Genomic DNA, 18656 nt, shown 5'->3' with positions numbered 1-18656 from the left:
CACCTGGGCGGACCTGCCCTGTGACCCAGCCGGTGGTGCATCTCTGGCGTCTGCTCAAATGGGGGCGGACGCTGGCGCGGCATGGCGCGCTAAAGGGGATCGAGCGCGATCCCAACACCCCCGCGCCCGTGCGGCGGCTGGCGCGCATCGCCCGGTTCGGCGCGCGTGTGCCCGCCAAGCCCGCTTATGCCGATGCCTTCCAGGCTATCGGCCCGGCGGCGATCAAGCTGGGTCAGACGCTCGCCACCCGCCCCGACCTGGTCGGTGACGACGCCGCGCACGACCTGCTGCGGTTGCAGGACCAGTTGCCCCCTGTCCCCTTCGCGACGATCTGCGCCGCGATGGAGGCCAGCATGGGCCGGCCGCCCTCGCATTTCTTCGCCTCGATCGAGGAGGTGCCGGTCGGCGCCGCCTCGATCGCGCAGGTGCACCGCGCCGTCACCACCGATGGCCGGACCGTCGCGGTCAAGGTGCTGCGCCCCGGCGTGGAGGACGACTTCGCCCGCGCCATCGACACCTATCAATGGGCCGCCGCGCAGGTCGAGGGGATGAGCCCCGAGGCCGCGCGCCTGCGCCCGCGCCTGACGGTCGAGAATTTCCGCCGCTGGACGCTGCGCGAACTGAACTTCCGACGCGAAGCCGCCTCGGCCTCCGAACTCGCCGAGGCGATGACCGCCGAGTCCGATTTCATGGTGCCGCAGATCGACTGGGCGCGATCGACCGCCAAGGTACTGACGGTCGAGTGGATCGACGGCATCAAGCTGTCCAACCGACAGGCGCTGGTCGAGGCGGGATACGACCTGCCGCACCTCGCCCAGACGCTGGTACGGGCGTTCCTGCGCCAGGCGATTGCGGAAGGGTTCTTCCACGCCGACATGCACCAGGGCAATCTCTTCGCCCTGCCCGGCAACAAGATCGCCGCCATCGACTTCGGCATCATGGGCCGGATCGACCGGCGCGCGCGGGTGTGGCTGGCCGAGATCCTCTATGGCCTGATTACCGGCAATTATAAGCGCGTCGCCGAGATTCATTTCGAGGCGGGTTACGTGCCGCCGCATCACAATGTCGCCGAGTTCGCGACCGCCCTGCGCGCGGTCGGCGAGCCGATGCGCGGCCTGCCGGTCAAGGACATGTCGATCGGCATGATGCTGGACGGCCTGTTCTCGATCACCCGCGACTTCGACATGGTGACGCAGCCGCACCTGCTGCTGCTCCAGAAGACGATGGTGATGGTCGAGGGCGTGGCGACCAGCCTCGATCCCGACATCAACCTGTGGGACTCGGCCGCGCCGTTCGTACGCGAGTGGATCAGGACCGAACTCGGCCCCGAGGCCAAGATCGCCGACCGGCTGATCGAGGATGTGCAGACGCTGGCCCGGCTGCCCGAACTGGTCCGCCGGATCGAGGCGCGCTATCCCGCCCCCGGCGGCGAACCGCCCGCGCCGCCGCTGAAGCAGATCGAGGTGGTCCGGATCGGCGGCGGCTGGCGCTATGCGCTGCTGTCGATGCTGTCGGCGGCGGCGGGCGTCGCCGCGACCCTGGCCGTGCTTCGGTAGGATACGGGGGTAGGCATGCCCGGCAGCGCGCCCTCCGCCCCCTCGCGCCGTATGCCGCGACCGCTCTGGCTGGGCCAGCCGGGGCGGCTGTCGAACATATCGCCCATGGTGGCGATGGGGGTGCTGGCGCTGCTGGTCCTGTTCGTACCCGTAGCGCTGGCGACGCAAGGGCTGGTCGAGCCGGTCGCGGATCACCTGTCGCCGGTTTCGCTCGCGATCCTCGATCATGTCCGGCACGGGCAGTCCTTCTACCCCGCTGCGATCGATGCCCTGCGCGAGAATGACCGGGCGCTGCGCCCCGCCCTGCTCGCCATTCCGCTGCCCGCGCTGACCGTGACGCTGGCCGTGCTGCCCCAGTTCGTGGGGCGGTTGCTGATGGTGGCGCTGGGCCTGGCGGTGATGGCGAGCTGGCTGCGTCGCATCGCGCCGGTGATGAGCCATCGCGGCCCGGTGCTGCTCGCGGCGATCCTGCTGGCGGCGGGGCTTTATCCGCTGATCGATCGCGCGATGGTCGCGGTGCCCGAGGCCTGGGCCGGGCTGCTGATCGCCTTGTCGCTGGTGCAGCGCCGCCCGGAGGGAAGCCTCAGCGCCATCGCCCTGGGGCTGGCGGCGATGATCCTCAGCCCCATGGCGCTTCTCTATGGCATGGTCATGCTGGCGCTGGCCTGGCGGGCGAAGGTTCGGCAGGAGACGATCGGCTGGATGATCGCCCTGGCGGTCGCGCTGCTCGTTTTGGCGGCGCATGCCCATGCGCTCCACGATCTGGTGGGCACGGCCGACCCCGCCATGGGCTCGCCCATCGCCATTCTCTCCCCCGGTCACTGGGTCGCGAGCCTCGCTTCCATCCATGCGGTCGGCTTCCTGCCGATGGCGCTGGTCGTGCCGCTGACCGCATTGGCCGCACTGGGCTGGGCGAACTGGCGGCAGGCATTGGCGCGGCGGGCGGGGGCGACGATCTTGGCCTATGCGCTGGTGGCACTGCTGACCGGAGCGCCCGTGATGATGCTGGGCCTGTCCCCCTTGTTCTTCCTGGGCGTCGTCTTCGCCCCCGATGCGGTACGCGAGTTGATCGCCGCCGTGCGTGACCGGCGACGCATCACCGTGACGCGAGTCGTGCGATGAGCCATATCCTGTTGATCGTCGGCGGCGGCATCGCCGCCTATAAGAGCTGCGAACTGATCCGCCTGCTCCGCAAGAGCGGCCACAGCGTCCGCTGCGTCCTGACCGAAGGCGGCAGCCATTTCGTCACCCCGATGACGCTCGCCGCCCTGTCGGAGAACCAGGTCTTCACCACCCTGTGGGACCTGAAGGACGAGGCGGAGATGGGCCATATCCAGCTGAGCCGCGAGGCCGATCTGGTCGTCGTCGCGCCCGGCACCGCCGACCTGATGGCGCGGATGGCGAACGGCCATGCCGACGATCTGGCGACCACCCTGCTGCTCGCCACCGATACGCCGGTGCTGGTCGCACCCGCCATGAACGTGCGCATGTGGCTGCACCCCGCGACGCAGCGCAACGTGGCGCGGCTGCGGGCCGACGGCGTCGAGGTGATGGCTCCCGACGAAGGCGCGATGGCCTGTGGCGAGTTCGGCCCCGGCCGCCTGCCCGAGCCGCCCGCCATTCTCTCCGCGATCGAGGCGAAGCTGGCCCCCGCCGCCCGCCCGCTGGCCGGTCGCCATATCCTCGTCACCGCCGGGCCGACCCATGAGCCGATCGACCCGGTCCGCTACATCGCCAACCGGTCCTCCGGGCGACAGGGTTTCGCGGTGGCGGGGGCGCTAGCCGCTTTGGGCGCGCGGGTGACGCTGGTCGCGGGACCGGTCACCTTGCCGACTCCGACGGGGGTGACGCGGGTCGATGTCGAAACCGCGCGGCAGATGGCGGCAGCGGTTGAGGCGGCCCTTCCCGCCGACGCCGCCGTGATGGTCGCCGCCGTCGCCGACTGGCGGGTCGAGGCGGCGGAGCAGAAGGTGAAGAAGGACGGCGGCGCCGCGCCCGCCCTGACCCTGGTCGAAAACCCGGATATCCTTGCCACCGTCGCCGTCTCTCCCGACCGCCCCGCACTGGTCGTCGGCTTCGCGGCGGAAACGGAGAATGTCATCGACCATGCCGTCGCCAAGCGTGCGCGCAAGCGGGCCGACTGGATCGTCGCCAACGACGTGTCGGGCGACGTGTTCGGCGGTGAGGCCAACCGCGTCCACCTGATCACCGCCGAGGGCGTCGAAAGCTGGGAGCGGATGGGCAAGGACGATGTGGCCAGGGGGCTCGCGCAACGTATCGCCGATGCGCTACAAGACCGGTCATGACGCTTGCTCCCATCTCCATTGCCATCAAACGCTTGCCCCATGGCGAAGGGCTTGTCCTGCCCGCCTATGCCACGCCCGGCGCGGCGGGCATGGATGTCGTCGCGGCGGAGACGCTGACGCTCCATCCGGGCAAGCGCGCCGCCGTCGCGACCGGCTTCGCCATCGCCATTCCGCCGGGTTACGAGGTGCAGGTGCGGCCCCGCTCCGGCCTGGCGCTGAAGAACGGCATCACCTGCCTCAACACGCCCGGCACCATCGACGAGGATTATCGCGGCGAGGTGAAGGTGATCCTGGCCAATCTGGGCGAGGCGCCGTTCGAGGTGGTGCGCGGCGAGCGGATCGCGCAACTCGTCCCCGCCCCCGTCCAGCGCGCCACGCTGACCCTGGTCGATGAGCTGGACGAGACGCAGCGGGGGCATGGCGGGTTCGGATCGACCGGCCGATGATCGTGCTGTCGCTCCTGGCCGCCGCGCTGCAAGTCACCGTGCCGGCGACGCCCGCCACGCCGCCGCCCGCGCCGACCGCGGCCGAGCCGCCGCACGACTGGTCGACGCTGGCCGCGATCACCCTGCCCCCGGCCAGCCCCGACATGGTGCGCTTCGTCCGCGACGAGGTGACGTCGGGGCGTTGTCCCCGCGCGAAGGCGACCGACGAGCAGATGGTGCTGGTCGTGCCGCTGGCCGTGCGGCTGGGGCCGGACGGCATCGCGAACAGCGTGGTGCCGCTCGCCATCGGCTGTCCGACGGTCGAGCAATATAGCGCGGGCGTGGCGCAGCGGATGATCCGCCACCTGACCCACCGCACGATGATGGCGGGCGATCGCTGGTATCGCACGGTCATCACCTATACATGGCCGGGATGATCCTGACCGACGACGAACTTGCCCGTTATGCCCGCCATATCGTGTTGCGGGAATTCGGCGGCGGCGGTCAAATCCGGTTGAAACAGGCCAAGGTCGCGGTGATCGGCGCGGGCGGAATCGGCTCCCCCGCCATCCAGTATCTCGCCGCCGCCGGGACCGGATCGCTCGTCCTGATCGACGACGACGTGGTCGAGCCGTCCAACCTGCAACGCCAGACCATCTTCACCACCGAGGATCGTGGGCTCCCCAAGGTCGAGGCCGCCGCCGCCCATGTCGCGCGGCTCAACCCGCATGTCGCGGTCACCGTCCATCGCACGCGGGTGACGGCGGAGAATGCGGGAGCGCTGATCGAGGGTGCCGATGTCGTGCTGGACGGGTGCGACAATTTCGCGACCCGGCTGGCCGTCGCCGATGCCGCGCTGGCGGTGCGAATCCCCCTCGTCTCGGCGGCGGTCGGGCAGTTCGAGGGGCAGTTGGCGGTCTATCGCGGGTGGGAGGCGGACAAGCCCTGCTACCGCTGCTTCGTCGGCGACGCGGTCGATCAGGCGGGACTGACCTGCGCGGATGACGGGGTGCTGGGGCCGGTGACGGGCGTGATGGGCAGTCTCGCCGCGCTGGAAACCCTGCGCGCCGCCGCACCCTTCGGTCGGGACACCGCGGGCAGCATCCTGATCGCCGATATGCTGACCATGCGGTTCCGCACGCTGATGCTGCCCAAGGACCCCGGTTGCCGTTGCGCCCGATCGGTGGCGGCATGAGCACGCCCCCCGCGCCCCCTGCCCCGCCCGCAGGCTGGTTCGACTGGACCGGCGACAAGAGCTGGATCGGCCGGATCACCGGCCTGCCGGACAGTACGCTACACGTTCATGCGGGGATGGCGATCCTAGTGCTCGCGGCGCTGGTGATGCGGCGCAAGCCCTGGGACTGGCGATGCTGGCTGACCGTGCTGGTGATCGAAACGGTCAACGAAGCCTATGACCTGCTCCAGCCCTTCTACCCCACCGACGAGGGCAATCTGCCCGCCAGTTGGTCGGATATGTGGGAGACGATGCTATGGCCGACCGTCATCCTGCTGACCTTCGCGTGGCTCGGGCGGCGGGGTCAGCGGTAGCCCAAAATTCTCCCCATCTCCGATGGGGAGGGGGACCGCCGGGCGCCAGCCCGGTGGTGGAGGGGCATGGGGGTACAGCCCGCCAGGGCCGATCACTCATTCCTCCCCTGGAAGGGGAGGTGGCAGGCCGAAGGCCTGACGGAGGGGTGAAGCGCTCTCGATAGGGGGACACCCCTCCACCATGCTACGCATGGTCCCCCCTCCCCTTACAGGGGAGGAATGATGACCCTTCGCTTGAATTGCGGTCCGGCTTAGTTCGGATATGCCCTTTTTTTCCCCTCGCCCCTCATAGAGGGGAGAGGGTTGCGCAGACTTGGTCTTTGCGAAGCAAAGGCTTAGTCGGAGCGGGTGAGGGGTGAGCGCGCGGAGCGCGCGCGAGCCCGAGGCTCGCTCAACCCCTCACCCAAGCTGCGCTAGCCAGCACGCTGGCAAGCTCCGCTAACCCTCTCCCCTGTCCAGGGGAGAGGGAAGAAGCCATAGCATGAAGATCGATTGGTCTTGGAAACCGCATCCCCTGATCGAGAACGCCCCGCCCCTCCACCGCCCGACAGTACCGGGCGCCCCCCTCCCCAAGCGAGCTTGGGGAGGAATAAGAAAAGGGGCGGTGGCCTTTCGGCCCCGCCCCTCCCCTTACCACTCGGGAAACCCGATCAGGCGAACAGCGTCTTGGCGAATTCGCGTACCGCCGGACCGATGTCCTCGCGCGCGACGCCCAGTGCCAGATTGGCGGTCAGCCAGCCCGCCTTGTCGCCGCAGTCGTAACGCTGCCCGTCGAAGGTAAAGCCATGGAAGGGCTGGTTACCGATCAGCTTGGCCATCGCGTCGGTCAACTGGATCTCGCCGCCCGCGCCAGGCTCCTGCGCGTCGAGGATCTGCATCACCTCGGGCTGGAGGATATAGCGACCCGGGATCATCAGGTTCGACGGCGCCTTGCCCTTGGGCTTCTCGACCAGCGCGGTGACCTCAGTCAGGCGACCGTCCTGCTTGCCGGGCGAGATGATGCCGTATTTGTCGGTCTCGCTGTCAGGCACTTCGAGCGCGCCGATGACGTTGCCGCCGACCTTGTCATAGGCCTCGACCATCTGCTTCATGAAGCCGCCGACCATCAGTTCGTCGGGCAGCAGCACCGCGAAGGGCTCGTCGCCGACAATCTCGCGCGCGCACCACACGGCATGGCCCAGGCCCAGCGGCTCCTGCTGGCGGACATAGACGGGCGAACCCGGCTTCTGGCGGATGCCGTCGATCACCGCGAGCGACTTGCCGCGCGCCTTCATCGTGGCTTCGAGTTCGTAGGAGATGTCGAAATGATCCTCCAGCGCGCCCTTGCCGCGACCGGTGACGAAGATGATCTGCTCGATCCCCGCCTCCAGCGCTTCCTCGACCGCATATTGGATCAACGGCTTGTCGACGACGGTCAGCATTTCCTTGGGCATCGACTTGGTCGCGGGCAGGAACCGCGTTCCCAGACCGGCCACCGGAAAAACGGCCTTGCGCACTTTCTTGATCGTCATGAAACCTCCCTGAACACGGACGGCATTACCCTGATTTTGCGCCGCAACATAGCGTAACGACGCGCCGATACGATTAGGATGTCCTTAAAAGCGACAGCATAGAATGCGATCCATGAACCCTGCACCCATCCCTGCACCGATTCTGGTCGTCTTTGGAACCCGGCCCGAAGCGATCAAGCTTTTCCCGGTGATCCGGGCCCTGGCTGCGACAGGCGCACCGGTGCGCACCTGCGTCACGGCCCAGCATCGCGGGATGCTGGACCAGGTGCTGGCAATCGCCGGGCTGACCCCCGACCATGACCTGGACCTGATGGAGCCTGGCCAGTCGCTCGACCGGCTGACCGCGCGGCTGCTGATGGGTCTGGGCGAGGTGATGGACGGGGTGCGTCCCGCCATGGTCGTGGTCCAGGGCGACACCGCCACCGCGATGACCGGCGCGCTGGCCGCCTATTATCGCAAGATTCCGGTCGCCCATGTCGAGGCGGGGCTCCGCTCGGGCGATATCTATCAGCCCTGGCCGGAGGAGGTGAACCGGCGGATCGTGGCCCCGATCGCCGCGCTGCACTTCGCCCCCACCGAAATCGCCGCCGCCGCACTGCGGGCCGAGGGGATCGATCCCGCGCGTGTGCACGTCACGGGCAACAGCGTGATCGACGCCCTGCATTGGACCCGCGACCGGATCGCCGCCGACCCGGCGCTGGCGGCCGATCTCGACCCCGTGCTGGCGCGCATGACGGGCAAGCGGATCGTCCTGGTGACGACCCACAGGCGCGAGAATTTCGGCGGCGGCATGGCCTCGATCGCGCGCGCGCTGCGCCGGATCGCCGAGCGACCCGATATCGGCATCGTCTTCCCCATGCATCCCAACCCCAATGTGGCGCAGGTGATGGACGAGATATTGGGCGACCATCCCGCCATCGCCCGGATCGCGCCGCTCGATTATCCGCATTTCGTCCGCGCGCTCGACGCCACCCATATCGTCCTGACCGACTCGGGCGGCGTGCAGGAGGAAGCCCCCGCCCTCGGCAAGCCCGTCCTCGTGATGCGCGAGACGACCGAACGGCCCGAAGGCGTCGCGGCGGGCACCGCCCGGCTGATCGGCACCGACGAGGACCGGATCGCCGAGGAAGTCTTCGCGTTGCTGGACGACCCCGCCCGCCATGCCGCCATGGCACGCGCCCATAACCCCTTCGGCACCGGCGACACCGCCGACCGGATCAGCAGGATCATTTGCGATGCCCTTGGACTCTGAACTTTCAGTCACGGTGATGGGCTTGGGCTATATCGGCCTGCCCACCGCCGCCGTGATCGCCCGCACCGGCGCGATGGTGACCGGCGTCGACGTCACCCCCTCGGTCGTGGAGACGATCAATTCGGGCCGCGTGCATATCGAGGAGGTCGATCTGGACGGCCTCGTCTCCGGCGTCGTGTCGCGCGGAAGCCTGAAGGCCTCGCTGACCGTCGCGCCCGCCCACGTCTTCGTCATCGCCGTCCCCACCCCCTTCACCGAGGCGCGTCAGCCGGACATCACCTATGTCCTCGACGCCGCGCGCGCCGTCGCGCCGGTCCTGAAGACCGGGGACACGCTGATCCTCGAATCGACCTCTCCGGTCGGCACCACCGAGCAGGTGCGCGACCTGATCGCGGATGCGCGCCCCGATTTGAAGATGCCGGGCCTCACCCGCGCGGGCGAGCAGGCCGACATCGCGATCGCCTATTGCCCCGAGCGCGTGCTGCCGGGGCGGATCCTGGTCGAGCTGATCGACAATGACCGGGTGATCGGCGGCATCACCCCGCGTTGCGCGCGCAAGGCGCTGACCTTCTACCGTCGCTTCGTGCGCGGGGCCTGCGTCACCACCACCGCGCGCGCGGCGGAAATGACCAAGCTGACCGAAAACGCCTTTCGCGACGTCAATATCGCCTTCGCCAACGAACTGAGCCTGGTGGCCGATACGCTGGGCGTCGATGTGTGGGAGGTCATCCGGCTGGCCAACCGTCATCCGCGCGTCAACATCCTGTCGCCGGGCCCCGGCGTCGGCGGGCATTGCATCGCGGTCGATCCCTGGTTCCTGGTCGCCGCCGACCCCGCCAACACGCCCTTGATCCGCACTGCGCGCGAGGTGAACGACGGCAAGACCGACCATGTCATCGCCCGCGCCGCCGCGATGATCGAGGCGCAGCCCGACGGCCGCCCGGTCGCCTGTCTTGGCCTGGCGTTCAAGGCGAATATCGACGACTTCCGCGAAAGCCCCGCCCTGAAGGTCGCGACCGCGCTTGCCCGGCAATTCGGCGAGCGGGTGCGGATCGTCGAGCCCTATGCCACGACCCTGCCCCGCGCGTTCGACGGGACGGGCGCGACCTTGATCGACATCGACACCGCCTTGGAAACCTGCGAGGCGATGATCGTTCTGGTGGATCACGACCTGTTCCGATCGATCCCGCTGGAGGAGCGACGCGGCAAGACCGTCCTGGATACGCGCGGGCTCTGGCCCGACCAGGGCTGATGCCCGCTTCGCATTGCATGGGGGATTGGGGGGGGACTAGGGTCCGGACCCACAAACGGCAACGGCCGTGACGGAGCCGATTTTGGTTCAGGGCAAGAAGCGAAGAGTGGAGCGATGCTGATGCATCGTGACCGACAAGCGACGCCGCCCTGGACCAAAATCGGCCCGCCGCACAGCGGTTGCCCTGTCGCGTCCGCCGGTCAGCGTCGCGAGGCTTGCAGGTAGCGCCGCTACCTGCTGCACCACGCTCCTTGCCGGACGAACACGACAGGGCAATCACGGCCATTGCCGTTTATGGGTCCGGACCTTAAGGACAACCGCCTGTTGCGGACACCAAAACATCCATGCTTGCCAAGTTACTGAATCTTCGAAAGCGCGTACCCGATTTCGTGCCGGTCATGGAGCCGGGCGTTCGGGTCTATGCGGTCGGCGACATTCATGGTCGCCTCGACCTGCTGGACCGGATTCTGGAACGGATCGACTCGGATCATGCCGCGCGTGCGCCCGTACGACGCCACATCATCTTTCTGGGCGACCTGATCGATCGCGGACCGGATTCGGCGGGCGTGGTGGAGCGGATCAGCCGGCTCGCCGCCGCCGACCGCCATGTCCATTGCCTGATGGGCAATCATGAGGAAATCCTGCTCCGCGCGATCGATGGCGATGACAAGGCGCTGCGCCTGTTCTGCCGGATCGGCGGGCGGGAAACGATGATGAGCTATGGCGTTACGGCCCAGGATTATGAGCGGCTCGACTATGCCGAGGTTCATGAGCGACTCAATGCGATCGTCCCCGCCGCGCATCAGCATTTCCTGTCCAACCTCAAGGAGATGATGATCATGGGCGACTATGCCTTCGTCCATGCAGGCGTTCGTCCCGGCATCCCGATCGCCGAGCAGAAACTGGCCGAGACGCGCTGGATCCGCGATCCCTTTCTCGACCACCGCGCACCGCTGGAAAAGATGGTCGTCCATGGCCACACCGTCGCCGAAGAGGCAGAAATCCTGCCGCATCGCATCGGGATCGATACCGGCGCCTATCAGAGCGACCGGCTGACCGCCCTGATGCTCGAAGGCTCGGAGCAGGTCATTTTCTCTACCTGAAGCCTCTTTACCGAGGCGAAACGATTGCTGGGGCATTCCGTTTGACGGCAAAGCACAGTATAGCCGCATAGCGGCGAAGTAATGTTGCATTGCCGCATCAGTGTGGGAGCATAACTGTCCCATACTCGTTGGTGGGGTTGCCATGTCCCGGTCTCCGTGCCATGGCCCTACCCGCATATCTTAAGGGAGTTCGACATGCGTCTTGGGAAGTTTCTCGTCGCCGCTGCCGCCGTTTCGATGACCGTCGCCCCCGCGATGGCCGCGAATCCGGCTGCCAGCCTCTCGGTTTCGAAGTCGGTTCGCGCTTCGGCCCCGGCCGCCAAGAAGAACGGCCTGGCCGGCGGTGGCATCCTCGTTGCGGTTCTGGCGGCTGCTGCCGTCGTTGCCGGCATCGTCGTGGTCGCCGATTCGGACGACAACGCCGACAGCAACTAAGTTGCTTCAGCCTCACGGCTGAAAGGAATAGCGGCCTTCGGGCCGCTATTTTTTTGTGCCCTGAAGATGGTGCCGGCGGGAAGCTGATATCGGCAGAACGCCAACGATGGCCTCGCGACGCCCCCAAGCGACCTACAGCGTCGGTCGCCACATTTCTCTAGTCGCCGTACTAGCGCAGGCTGGGGCCTTTCTCGGCTAGGAACGGAACTCGCCCAGATTCAAGGGGCCAACGTACATTAGAACAGCGATAAGATTGGTTCGCGCGAAGACGCGGAGACGCGAAGGCGTATCGCCCGCGACGCCGTAAGACTTTCTTTCAAGCGGCGGACCATGCCCACGAAATCGCGCCGTTCGAGACACCTCTGCACGAATTGCCGATGCGATGGCCTAGGCTTGGCATACAGCCCGCCCAAGTGTCAGGAGCGCTCATTCCGAGAATGGGTAGCTCCGAGCCTTCGCTGAGGTGACTTGCATCATCGCGGCTAACACCACGGAAAATAGCTCGCGCCAGTCCGCCATTCCGTCCCCGTACCGCCCATAAGAAAATCCCCGGAGCCCCGTCAGGAACTCCGGCGATCTCGTTTCGATCCGGTTGGCTCCCGCGGAGCCGGTCGATCAGCGGGGCGACGGCGCGCCGGGAACGCCGCCGGGTGCCCCACCGGGCATTCCGCCCATCATCGACTGCTGCGCCTGCATCTGCCGCAACACCGCCTCGGGGATGAAGTCGAGCAACTCGACATCGAACACCAGCGTCGAATTGGCCGGGATCTTGTCGTTCGCCCGGTCGCCATAGCCGATCTTGGCAGGCAGCCAGAAGCGGTACTTCGCGCCCTTGGGCATCAGCTTCAGCGCCTCGGAGAAGCCGGGCAGCACACCCGACAACGGCATCGGCGTCGGCTGCTGCGACTTGTCGAAGACGGTGCCGTCGATCAGGCGACCGGTATAGTTGATCAGCGCCACGTCGCTGGCAGTCGGATGCGCACCACCCTGCCCCGGTTCGATCACCTTGTACTGGAGACCCGAGGCCGTGGTGACGACGCCCGACCCACGCGATTCACGCAGCAGCGGGGCATCGCCCTGACGCGCCAGCAGCGCGGCGACGACGACGGCGGCCACCACCGCAACCCATATCCAGACCAGATAGGAACGCCGGACGGGACGAAGGGGAACAGCGGTTACGGACATGCCTGCTTCTCGCTCTGTACGTGGGCGTTCGTCGGGGCCGTCACGATGCGACCCTCAAAGCGCTGGGGCACGATCCGCCAGAGCGAATCGGCCGACCGTCCGATCGGCGCCCCGCCCCCGCCGCTTTACGACAAGGGGACGAAGCCCAGCCGATCGAGTCGGTCTATTACCGGGCGCCGTCGCGCTCGGCGCGCTTGCGCTCCAGCTTGCGGGCGCGACGCACCGCCGCCGCACGCTCACGAGCGCGCTTTTCCGACGGCTTTTCGTAGTGGCGACGGAGCTTCATTTCGCGATACACGCCTTCCCGCTGCAGCTTCTTCTTGAGCGCGCGAAGGGCCTGATCCACATTGTTGTCGCGAACGATGATCTGCATAAAAACGAATTGCTCCGGCAAAACAGAATAAAGCGGCCGCAGAATGCTGTGGCCGCAACGTTGGGCGCTCCTAGCAGTGCGGTCTGGCGAATACAACCCGCTGGATCGCAAATCGCTCCGGCCCGCGTCATTCGCCCAGGGATATGAATGATCTTGTCATGCTGCGGCCATGCCACGGTGATGCGCCGTCCCCTATAGCATCCCTCGTCCGGCCAACTCCCGTACGTCGGACACCCTGACATGTTCTCGGGGCCTTTCAGGCCTTGGAACGAAACAGGCGCGGTGCCTCCCCTGTCATCCGCGCCGGTCCCGGTCCGGCTTCCACCGGACCGGGGCCCCCTTTCGGGGCGAAGCCGACATGGCTAAGGCAAGCGCCATGACCGCGCCCGCCACCTCCACGATCCCGCTGACCCTGTACAACAGCCTGACCCGCGCCACGGAGACGTTCCGACCGATCGATCCGGCCAATGTCCGCGTCTATTCCTGCGGCCCGACCGTCTACAACTACGCCCATATCGGCAATCTGCGCGCCTATGTCTTCACCGACACGCTGTCGCGGGTGCTGCGCTGGAAGGGCTGGCCGCTGACGCACATCATCAACATCACCGATGTCGGGCATCTGACCTCCGACGCGGATGCGGGCGACGACAAGATGGAGGCCGCCGCGAAGAAGAGCGGCCAGGATATCTGGGCGATCGCGGGCCATTATACGACCGCGTTCAAACAAAATCTGAAGGACCTGGGCATCGCGGATCCGACCCGCTTTCCGCTGGCGACCGAGCATGTGCCGCAAATGATCGAGTTCGCCAAGGCGATCGAGAAGAAGCACTGCTACCGCCTGCCCGACGGCCTGTATTTCGACGTGACGACCGTGCCCGATTACGGACGGCTCGCCCGCCATCACGACGATGAGGGCGAGAGCCGGATCGATCCCGTCGCGGGCAAGCGGCACCCCGCCGACTTCGCCATCTGGCGCGCCTCCGCACCCGGCGAGAATCGGCAGATGGAATGGGACAGCCCTTGGGGCCCCGGCGCGCCCGGCTGGCATCTGGAATGCTCGGTGATGAGCAAACAATATCTGGGCGCGCAGTTCGACATCCATACCGGCGGCATCGACCATCGCGAAATCCATCACCCCAACGAGATAGCACAGAATCAGGCGCATGGCTGCACCGCCGACACCGGTGCGAACATCTGGATGCACAACAACTTCCTGGTCGACCGCACCGGCAAGATGTCCAAGTCCTCGGGCGAGTTCCTGACCCTGCAAGCGCTGGTCGATCGCGGTTTCCACCCGCTGGCCTATCGCCTGATGTGCCTTCAGGCGCATTATCGCTCGGAAATGGAGTTCGGCTGGGACGGCCTGGCCGCCGCACAGGTCCGGCTGAAGCGACTCGTCCAGTCGGTCGAGGGCTTGCGTGCCCGTGCCGATGCCCCGGAGAAGGGCGACGCCTCCTCCTATCGCGAGCGACTCGACGCCGCGCTGTCGGACGATCTGGCGACGCCCCGCGCGCTGCCGGTGCTGGACGAGATGCTGGGCGACAAGAAACTGTCCCCCGGGGTGCGGCTGGCGGCACTGGCCGATTTCGACGCGACATTGGGCCTGCAACTGACGACGCTGACCCGTGCCGACCTGCGCACCCGACCCGCCAACGCAACGCTGGACGAAGCGGCCATCGAGTCGCATCTGGCCGATCGCCGCGCCGCACGGGCGGACAAGGACTTCGCCCGGTCGGACGCGATTCGCGACACGCTGCTCGCCGCCGGGGTCGAGGTAATGGACGGCGATCCGCTGGGCTGGGACTGGAAGCCGGTGCTGCCGGAAGGCTAAACCCTTCCGGCGTCAGCGCCGCCCGCGCGGGCTTCGCATCCGCAGGCCGATGAACAGCACGGTCGGCCAGAACATCGTGTTGGCGATATCGCCCAGCGTGTCGGTCCAGCGCCAGGATCCGTAATGCAGCCGATCGAGTATCTCGTTCGCCGCCTCCGCCAGCGCAACGCAGGCGAGCGGGATCGGGGTGGCCAGCGACTTGCGGGTCAGGATTCGTGCCAGGAACAGCACCGCCATCCCCGCATGGACGTGCAACAGGCTGTCCGCCATGCCGGTTCCGTCGCCGATCCATTGGATGAAGTCGGCATAGCGTGCGGGAATATCCATGATCGCGCCCTTGCCGTCTGTGGCCCCAAGAGACAATCCCTGCGCCCCGCCTTATTGTAGTGGTTCAGCCGCGTGATCGAGCAGCGGCGGGCGATAGGGAATGGGCGCACCCGCCGGGATCGCCGCGATCTCCGCCGCCACCGCATCGGCCCGCGCGGAGGAGGACGGATGGGTCCGGCTGCGGAACAGGCCGCCATCGACCTCACCGCCATGCTCGCGCCAGAAGCGGACGGCGTCCTGCGGATCATACCCCGCATTGCGCATCAGATGGACGCCGAGCAGATCGGCCTCGGTCTCGGTCCGGCGGAACAGCCGCCCGTTGCGACCGAACTCGGACAGGAGGCCCCGCTTCACCCCGGCCGCGTCCAGCCGCTCGCGATGATGCAGGATATTATGCGAGAATTCATGCGCGACGACGACCGCGATCATCCGGTCGTCGAACCGCTCGAAAAAGCGCGAACCGATCTGCACGATGTCGCCATCCGCCGACGCCGACAGGCCGGGGCCGATCAGCATCTCGAAGCGGGAGCGGCACCCCGGCTGGGCCGCGATCGTCACCTCCCGCCGCTGGCCTTTTCGCAACAGGCTAAGGTGCAGGGGACGATCGGCGGGCTCGGCCGCGATCCGACGCTGCGCGGCGTCGCGGGTGGCGGTGTTGGCCTGGGTCGTCCCTGCCGGATCGACGGACAGCGGCTTGCCGTCGACCGCCTCGATCGTATCGTTGGCGAGGACGCCCGCCTTGGCGGCGGCGCTCCCCGCGACCACCGCCTCGACGGCCACAGGTCCCTCGAAGCCGAACAGCGCGGGCAATTGCTTGCGCACCGCCGGATCATATTGGTCGATGGCATGGACCACCAGACCGGGGGTCGGCGCGACATCGCGGCAGATGGCGGCATTGGCGGTCGCCAGCCGCCACGCGATCGTGGCCAGCCGCGCATCGGCATCGCGCATCACCCCGAACAGCGCGGTATCGTCGCTCTGTTCGCTCACGACCATCGACGCGACCGGCATGGTCGCAACCGCCTGGGGCGGCACCGAAAGCAGGAATGCGGACAGGGCGACGAACGCCGACGACAGGATGGGGGCACGCGACATCGCGCTTTTGCTAGCCGCTCCGTCCGCCAACCGCAAAACCGATCGGCGCAATCGGCCACCGCTCGGCGCAAAGCAGTATCATGCGCAACAAAGGGCGCGACTTGAGGGGCCCAAACGCCAACTTCATTGCGTCTGCCCACGATTCGGCGCATGGGCGATCGGATCGATAGCAAGAAGACGAAAGAGCAGGACCGCCATGGCCGCGAAATGGGCCCCCGATAGCTGGACGAGTGCCGAGGCGCGCCAGCTCCCCAACTATCCCGACCAGAATGCGCTGGACGCCGCGACGAAGACGCTGGCGACCTATCCGCCGCTGGTCTTTGCGGGCGAGGCGCGCAGCCTGACCGCGGAGCTGGCCGAGGTGGCCGAGGGTCGGGGTTTCCTGCTCCAGGGTGGCGATTGCGCCGAGAGCTTTGCCGAGCATAGCGCCAACAATATCCGCGACACCTTCCGCGTCATCCTCCAGATGGCGGTGGTCCTGACCTTCGCCTCCAAGCTGCCGGTGGTGAAGCTGGGCCGCATGGCGGGCCAGTTCGCCAAGCCGCGTTCGGCCGATACCGAGGTGATCGGCGGCGTCGAACTGCCCAGCTATCGCGGCGACAATGTCAACGACATCGCCTTCACGCCCGAGGCGCGCGTGCCCGATCCCCAGCGGATGCTGCGCTCCTATGCGCAGTCGGCGGCGACGCTCAACCTGCTGCGCGCCTTTGCGCAAGGTGGCTATGCGAACCTGCACCAGGTGCATCGCTGGACCCACGATTTCATGGGCCGCAGCCCCTGGGCGCAGAAATATGCCGAGACCGCCGACCGGATCGGCGAGGCGCTGGACTTCATGGCGGCGTGCGGCATCAACCCCGCCTCGGTCCCGCAACTGGCGCAGACCAGCTTCTACACCAGCCACGAGGCGCTGCTGCTCCCCTATGAGCAAGCGCTGACCCGGCAGGATTCGCTGACCGGCGACTGGTACGACACGTCGGCCCACTTCCTGTGGATCGGCGATCGCACCCGTTTCGAAGGATCGGCGCATGTCGAGTTCCTGCGCGGCATCGGCAACCCGATCGGCGTGAAGTGCGGCCCCAGCCTGGAGCCCGAGGCGCTGTTGCGGATGCTCGACACGCTCAATCCGGGCCGCGTGCCGGGGCGGATGACGCTGATCACCCGCTATGGCCATGACAAGATCGAGGCGCATCTGCCCAAGCTGGTCCGTGCGGTGACGCGCGAGGGCCACCCGGTCGTCTGGTCCTGCGACCCGATGCACGGCAACACGATCAAGGCGGCGACCGGCTACAAGACCCGCCCCTTCGACCGCATCCTGGCCGAGGTGCGCGGCTTCTTCGCCGTCCACCGCGCCGAGGGCACCCATGCGGGCGGCATCCATGCCGAGATGACCGGCCAGAACGTGACCGAATGCACCGGCGGCGCGATCGACGTGACCGAACAGTCGCTCGCCGATCGCTACCACACCCACTGCGACCCGCGCCTGAATGCGGGCCAGAGCCTGGAACTGGCCTTCCTGCTGGCCGAGATGCTGAACGAGGAAATGGCCGAACGCCGCAAGGCCGCGGCCTGATCTGACCGGAAGGGGCGGCGTGACGACCGGTCACCCCGCCCCTTCCACATTTATGTCGTTTTCGACGACCCGGTGCTTGACGCCCCACCCTACCCCCGCTAACAGCGCCCCTCCACCGCACACGGCCCCTTCGTCTAGCGGTCTAGGACGTCGCCCTCTCACGGCGAAAACACGGGTTCGAGTCCCGTAGGGGTCACCAGGCTAATAGCTTGATTTAGCTGGTAAATGCAGGGTCACGCAGAATCACGTGGCCGAGACCCCCAGCTAACTTTTGAAAAACCAATCGCTTTCCGTGGCACAACGCTTGTGCGGGCGCCCTGCTCTGCCCACGACGTGTGCGATCGGCAGCATGTAGAAGTGGCTGGATGCATAAGGCTGTCACTTGAAAGCCAAAGCCTAATTGGCCTTTGCCGCGCAGTTGACGTTTACCATGAGCCGTTTGGCCGCTTTCGGCCGCAGGACTCATTTTCGGCCGTTCGCGGCTCGTGTCCGGCCCTGCAAAAGCAGACGTCGGTTCATCGGGCACCGCCTATCGCCAAAAGCTGCGACATACGGCAACGAGACGGCATGAACCGTCTCGCCTTTCTTGCCCTCGCCCTGGCCGGACTTGCCTGGGGGCTTGGCTTTCCACTCGGCAAATTAGCCCTGCGTGAACTCGATCCGGCGCATATGGTGCTGCTCCGCTTCATCGTTGCCAGCATCGTCGCTTGTCTATTCGCCCTTGCCACGAAGGAGGCTCGTGCGCTGTTCCGTTCGCCGCCAGTGCTGCTGGCGGGTGCGCTTTACGGACTGGCCTTCGTGGTCCAGTTTGAGGGGCTGGCCGGGGTCACCGTCACGCTTGCTGCCCTGCTGGTTGGAGCGATGCCCGCGCTGATCGCAGTCTCGGC

19 protein-coding genes and 1 tRNA gene are annotated in these 18656 nt (G+C 67.0%); 15 read left to right on the top strand and 5 right to left on the bottom strand.

Annotated elements, in window-relative coordinates; genetic code table 11:
• Positions 1-20: 20 nt before the first annotated feature.
• From ubiB to OXQ33_RS07815, 7 genes are read left to right on the top strand one after another with little or no spacing between them, the layout of a single operon-like run.
• Positions 21-1556, top strand: a complete 1536-nt coding sequence (ubiB, locus tag OXQ33_RS07845; RefSeq protein WP_267434131.1) for a 2-polyprenylphenol 6-hydroxylase — start codon at positions 21-23, stop codon at positions 1554-1556.
• A gap of 51 nt (positions 1557-1607) precedes the next feature.
• The gene (locus OXQ33_RS07840) at positions 1608-2678 is read left to right on the top strand and encodes a hypothetical protein (protein WP_267434130.1); all 1071 of its coding nucleotides are present in this window, start codon (positions 1608-1610) and stop codon (positions 2676-2678) included.
• A complete protein-coding gene (coaBC, locus tag OXQ33_RS07835; protein ID WP_267434129.1) occupies positions 2675-3862 on the top strand; it encodes a bifunctional phosphopantothenoylcysteine decarboxylase/phosphopantothenate--cysteine ligase CoaBC in 1188 nt (395 codons plus the stop codon). Before OXQ33_RS07840 ends, coaBC begins: the two co-directional genes overlap by 4 nt.
• Positions 3859-4308: a dUTP diphosphatase gene (gene dut / locus OXQ33_RS07830; RefSeq protein ID WP_267434128.1), complete on the top strand. Its 450-nt coding sequence runs from the start codon at positions 3859-3861 to the stop codon at positions 4306-4308. Before coaBC ends, dut begins: the two co-directional genes overlap by 4 nt.
• Positions 4305-4724, top strand: coding sequence for a hypothetical protein (locus OXQ33_RS07825; RefSeq protein WP_267434127.1), 420 nt, complete (start codon positions 4305-4307; stop codon positions 4722-4724). Before dut ends, OXQ33_RS07825 begins: the two co-directional genes overlap by 4 nt.
• Positions 4721-5482, top strand: a complete 762-nt coding sequence (gene moeB, locus OXQ33_RS07820; RefSeq protein WP_267434126.1) for a molybdopterin-synthase adenylyltransferase MoeB — start codon at positions 4721-4723, stop codon at positions 5480-5482. Before OXQ33_RS07825 ends, moeB begins: the two co-directional genes overlap by 4 nt.
• On the top strand, positions 5479-5835 hold the full coding sequence (locus OXQ33_RS07815; protein WP_267434125.1) for a hypothetical protein: 357 nt from the start codon (positions 5479-5481) through the stop codon (positions 5833-5835). The genes moeB and OXQ33_RS07815 overlap by 4 nt, the downstream gene beginning before the upstream one ends.
• 650 nt (positions 5836-6485) lie before the next feature.
• On the opposite strand, the gene galU is transcribed toward OXQ33_RS07815, so the two are convergent.
• Positions 6486-7346 carry a UTP--glucose-1-phosphate uridylyltransferase GalU gene (galU, locus tag OXQ33_RS07810; protein ID WP_267434124.1) on the bottom strand — a complete coding sequence of 287 codons (861 nt, stop codon included), beginning with the start codon at positions 7344-7346 and terminating at the stop codon, positions 6486-6488.
• A 112-nt stretch (positions 7347-7458) separates the two neighbouring features.
• Here galU and wecB point away from each other — a divergent pair, with 112 nt between their 5' ends.
• From wecB to OXQ33_RS07790, 4 genes are all read left to right on the top strand, one after another.
• A complete protein-coding gene (gene wecB, locus OXQ33_RS07805; RefSeq protein WP_267434123.1) occupies positions 7459-8598 on the top strand; it encodes a UDP-N-acetylglucosamine 2-epimerase (non-hydrolyzing) in 1140 nt (379 codons plus the stop codon).
• Positions 8582-9850: a UDP-N-acetyl-D-mannosamine dehydrogenase gene (wecC, locus tag OXQ33_RS07800; RefSeq protein WP_267434122.1), complete on the top strand. Its 1269-nt coding sequence runs from the start codon at positions 8582-8584 to the stop codon at positions 9848-9850. The genes wecB and wecC overlap by 17 nt, the downstream gene beginning before the upstream one ends.
• Before the next feature lie 344 nt (positions 9851-10194).
• A complete protein-coding gene (locus OXQ33_RS07795) occupies positions 10195-10953 on the top strand; it encodes a metallophosphoesterase family protein (RefSeq protein WP_267434121.1) in 759 nt (252 codons plus the stop codon).
• A gap of 195 nt (positions 10954-11148) precedes the next feature.
• Positions 11149-11388, top strand: a complete 240-nt coding sequence (locus OXQ33_RS07790) for a hypothetical protein (RefSeq protein ID WP_219019341.1) — start codon at positions 11149-11151, stop codon at positions 11386-11388.
• 615 nt (positions 11389-12003) lie between these two features.
• Here OXQ33_RS07790 and OXQ33_RS07785 read toward each other — a convergent pair.
• Both OXQ33_RS07785 and rpsU read right to left on the bottom strand, forming a co-directional pair.
• The gene (locus OXQ33_RS07785; protein WP_267434120.1) at positions 12004-12573 is read right to left on the bottom strand and encodes an FKBP-type peptidyl-prolyl cis-trans isomerase; all 570 of its coding nucleotides are present in this window, start codon (positions 12571-12573) and stop codon (positions 12004-12006) included.
• 166 nt (positions 12574-12739) lie between these two features.
• On the bottom strand, positions 12740-12946 hold the full coding sequence (rpsU, locus tag OXQ33_RS07780; protein WP_007404630.1) for a 30S ribosomal protein S21: 207 nt from the start codon (positions 12944-12946) through the stop codon (positions 12740-12742).
• Positions 12947-13304: 358 nt separating this feature from the next.
• Between rpsU and cysS the strand changes: the two genes are divergently transcribed.
• Positions 13305-14777 (top strand): cysteine--tRNA ligase, encoded by a 1473-nt coding sequence (cysS, locus tag OXQ33_RS07775; protein WP_267434119.1) that lies wholly within the window; start codon positions 13305-13307, stop codon positions 14775-14777.
• Positions 14778-14789: 12 nt separating this feature from the next.
• Here the strand turns inward: cysS and OXQ33_RS07770 are convergent, their stop codons facing one another.
• On the bottom strand, positions 14790-15104 hold the full coding sequence (locus OXQ33_RS07770) for a hypothetical protein (protein ID WP_267434118.1): 315 nt from the start codon (positions 15102-15104) through the stop codon (positions 14790-14792).
• Positions 15105-15155: 51 nt separating this feature from the next.
• A complete protein-coding gene (locus tag OXQ33_RS07765; protein ID WP_267434117.1) occupies positions 15156-16199 on the bottom strand; it encodes a M48 family metallopeptidase in 1044 nt (347 codons plus the stop codon).
• 196 nt (positions 16200-16395) lie between these two features.
• Between OXQ33_RS07765 and OXQ33_RS07760 the strand changes: the two genes are divergently transcribed.
• From OXQ33_RS07760 to OXQ33_RS07750, 3 genes are all read left to right on the top strand, one after another.
• A complete protein-coding gene (locus tag OXQ33_RS07760; protein WP_267434116.1) occupies positions 16396-17769 on the top strand; it encodes a 3-deoxy-7-phosphoheptulonate synthase class II in 1374 nt (457 codons plus the stop codon).
• A gap of 123 nt (positions 17770-17892) precedes the next feature.
• Positions 17893-17968: transfer RNA gene (locus tag OXQ33_RS07755), tRNA-Glu, on the top strand.
• Between the two features lie 368 nt (positions 17969-18336).
• Positions 18337-18656 (top strand): EamA family transporter (locus tag OXQ33_RS07750; protein WP_267434115.1); only part of this gene is annotated, 320 nt, incomplete at its 3' end.

The organism is Sphingomonas sp. GM_Shp_1 (assembly GCF_026540895.1).
Lineage (GTDB): Bacteria > Pseudomonadota > Alphaproteobacteria > Sphingomonadales > Sphingomonadaceae > Sphingomonas.
Note: the sequence above shows the minus strand (reverse complement) of the source record. Positions and strands in the feature narration are given on the sequence as shown.

Excerpts from the sequence above, each read along its gene's own strand:
- OXQ33_RS07840 (WP_267434130.1), top strand. The coding sequence starts at position 1,608 with ATGCCGCGACCGCTCTGGCTGGGCCAGCCGGGGCGGCTGTCGAACATA.
- coaBC (WP_267434129.1), top strand. The coding sequence starts at position 2,675 with ATGAGCCATATCCTGTTGATCGTCGGCGGCGGCATCGCCGCCTATAAG.
- dut (WP_267434128.1), top strand. The coding sequence starts at position 3,859 with ATGACGCTTGCTCCCATCTCCATTGCCATCAAACGCTTGCCCCATGGC.
- OXQ33_RS07825 (WP_267434127.1), top strand. The coding sequence starts at position 4,305 with ATGATCGTGCTGTCGCTCCTGGCCGCCGCGCTGCAAGTCACCGTGCCG.
- moeB (WP_267434126.1), top strand. The coding sequence starts at position 4,721 with ATGATCCTGACCGACGACGAACTTGCCCGTTATGCCCGCCATATCGTG.
- OXQ33_RS07815 (WP_267434125.1), top strand. The coding sequence starts at position 5,479 with ATGAGCACGCCCCCCGCGCCCCCTGCCCCGCCCGCAGGCTGGTTCGAC.
- galU (WP_267434124.1), bottom strand. The coding sequence starts at position 7,346 with ATGACGATCAAGAAAGTGCGCAAGGCCGTTTTTCCGGTGGCCGGTCTG.
- wecB (WP_267434123.1), top strand. The coding sequence starts at position 7,459 with ATGAACCCTGCACCCATCCCTGCACCGATTCTGGTCGTCTTTGGAACC.
- wecC (WP_267434122.1), top strand. The coding sequence starts at position 8,582 with ATGCCCTTGGACTCTGAACTTTCAGTCACGGTGATGGGCTTGGGCTAT.
- OXQ33_RS07795 (WP_267434121.1), top strand. The coding sequence starts at position 10,195 with ATGCTTGCCAAGTTACTGAATCTTCGAAAGCGCGTACCCGATTTCGTG.
- OXQ33_RS07790 (WP_219019341.1), top strand. The coding sequence starts at position 11,149 with ATGCGTCTTGGGAAGTTTCTCGTCGCCGCTGCCGCCGTTTCGATGACC.
- OXQ33_RS07785 (WP_267434120.1), bottom strand. The coding sequence starts at position 12,573 with ATGTCCGTAACCGCTGTTCCCCTTCGTCCCGTCCGGCGTTCCTATCTG.
- rpsU (WP_007404630.1), bottom strand. The coding sequence starts at position 12,946 with ATGCAGATCATCGTTCGCGACAACAATGTGGATCAGGCCCTTCGCGCG.
- cysS (WP_267434119.1), top strand. The coding sequence starts at position 13,305 with ATGGCTAAGGCAAGCGCCATGACCGCGCCCGCCACCTCCACGATCCCG.
- OXQ33_RS07770 (WP_267434118.1), bottom strand. The coding sequence starts at position 15,104 with ATGGATATTCCCGCACGCTATGCCGACTTCATCCAATGGATCGGCGAC.
- OXQ33_RS07765 (WP_267434117.1), bottom strand. The coding sequence starts at position 16,199 with ATGTCGCGTGCCCCCATCCTGTCGTCGGCGTTCGTCGCCCTGTCCGCA.
- OXQ33_RS07760 (WP_267434116.1), top strand. The coding sequence starts at position 16,396 with ATGGCCGCGAAATGGGCCCCCGATAGCTGGACGAGTGCCGAGGCGCGC.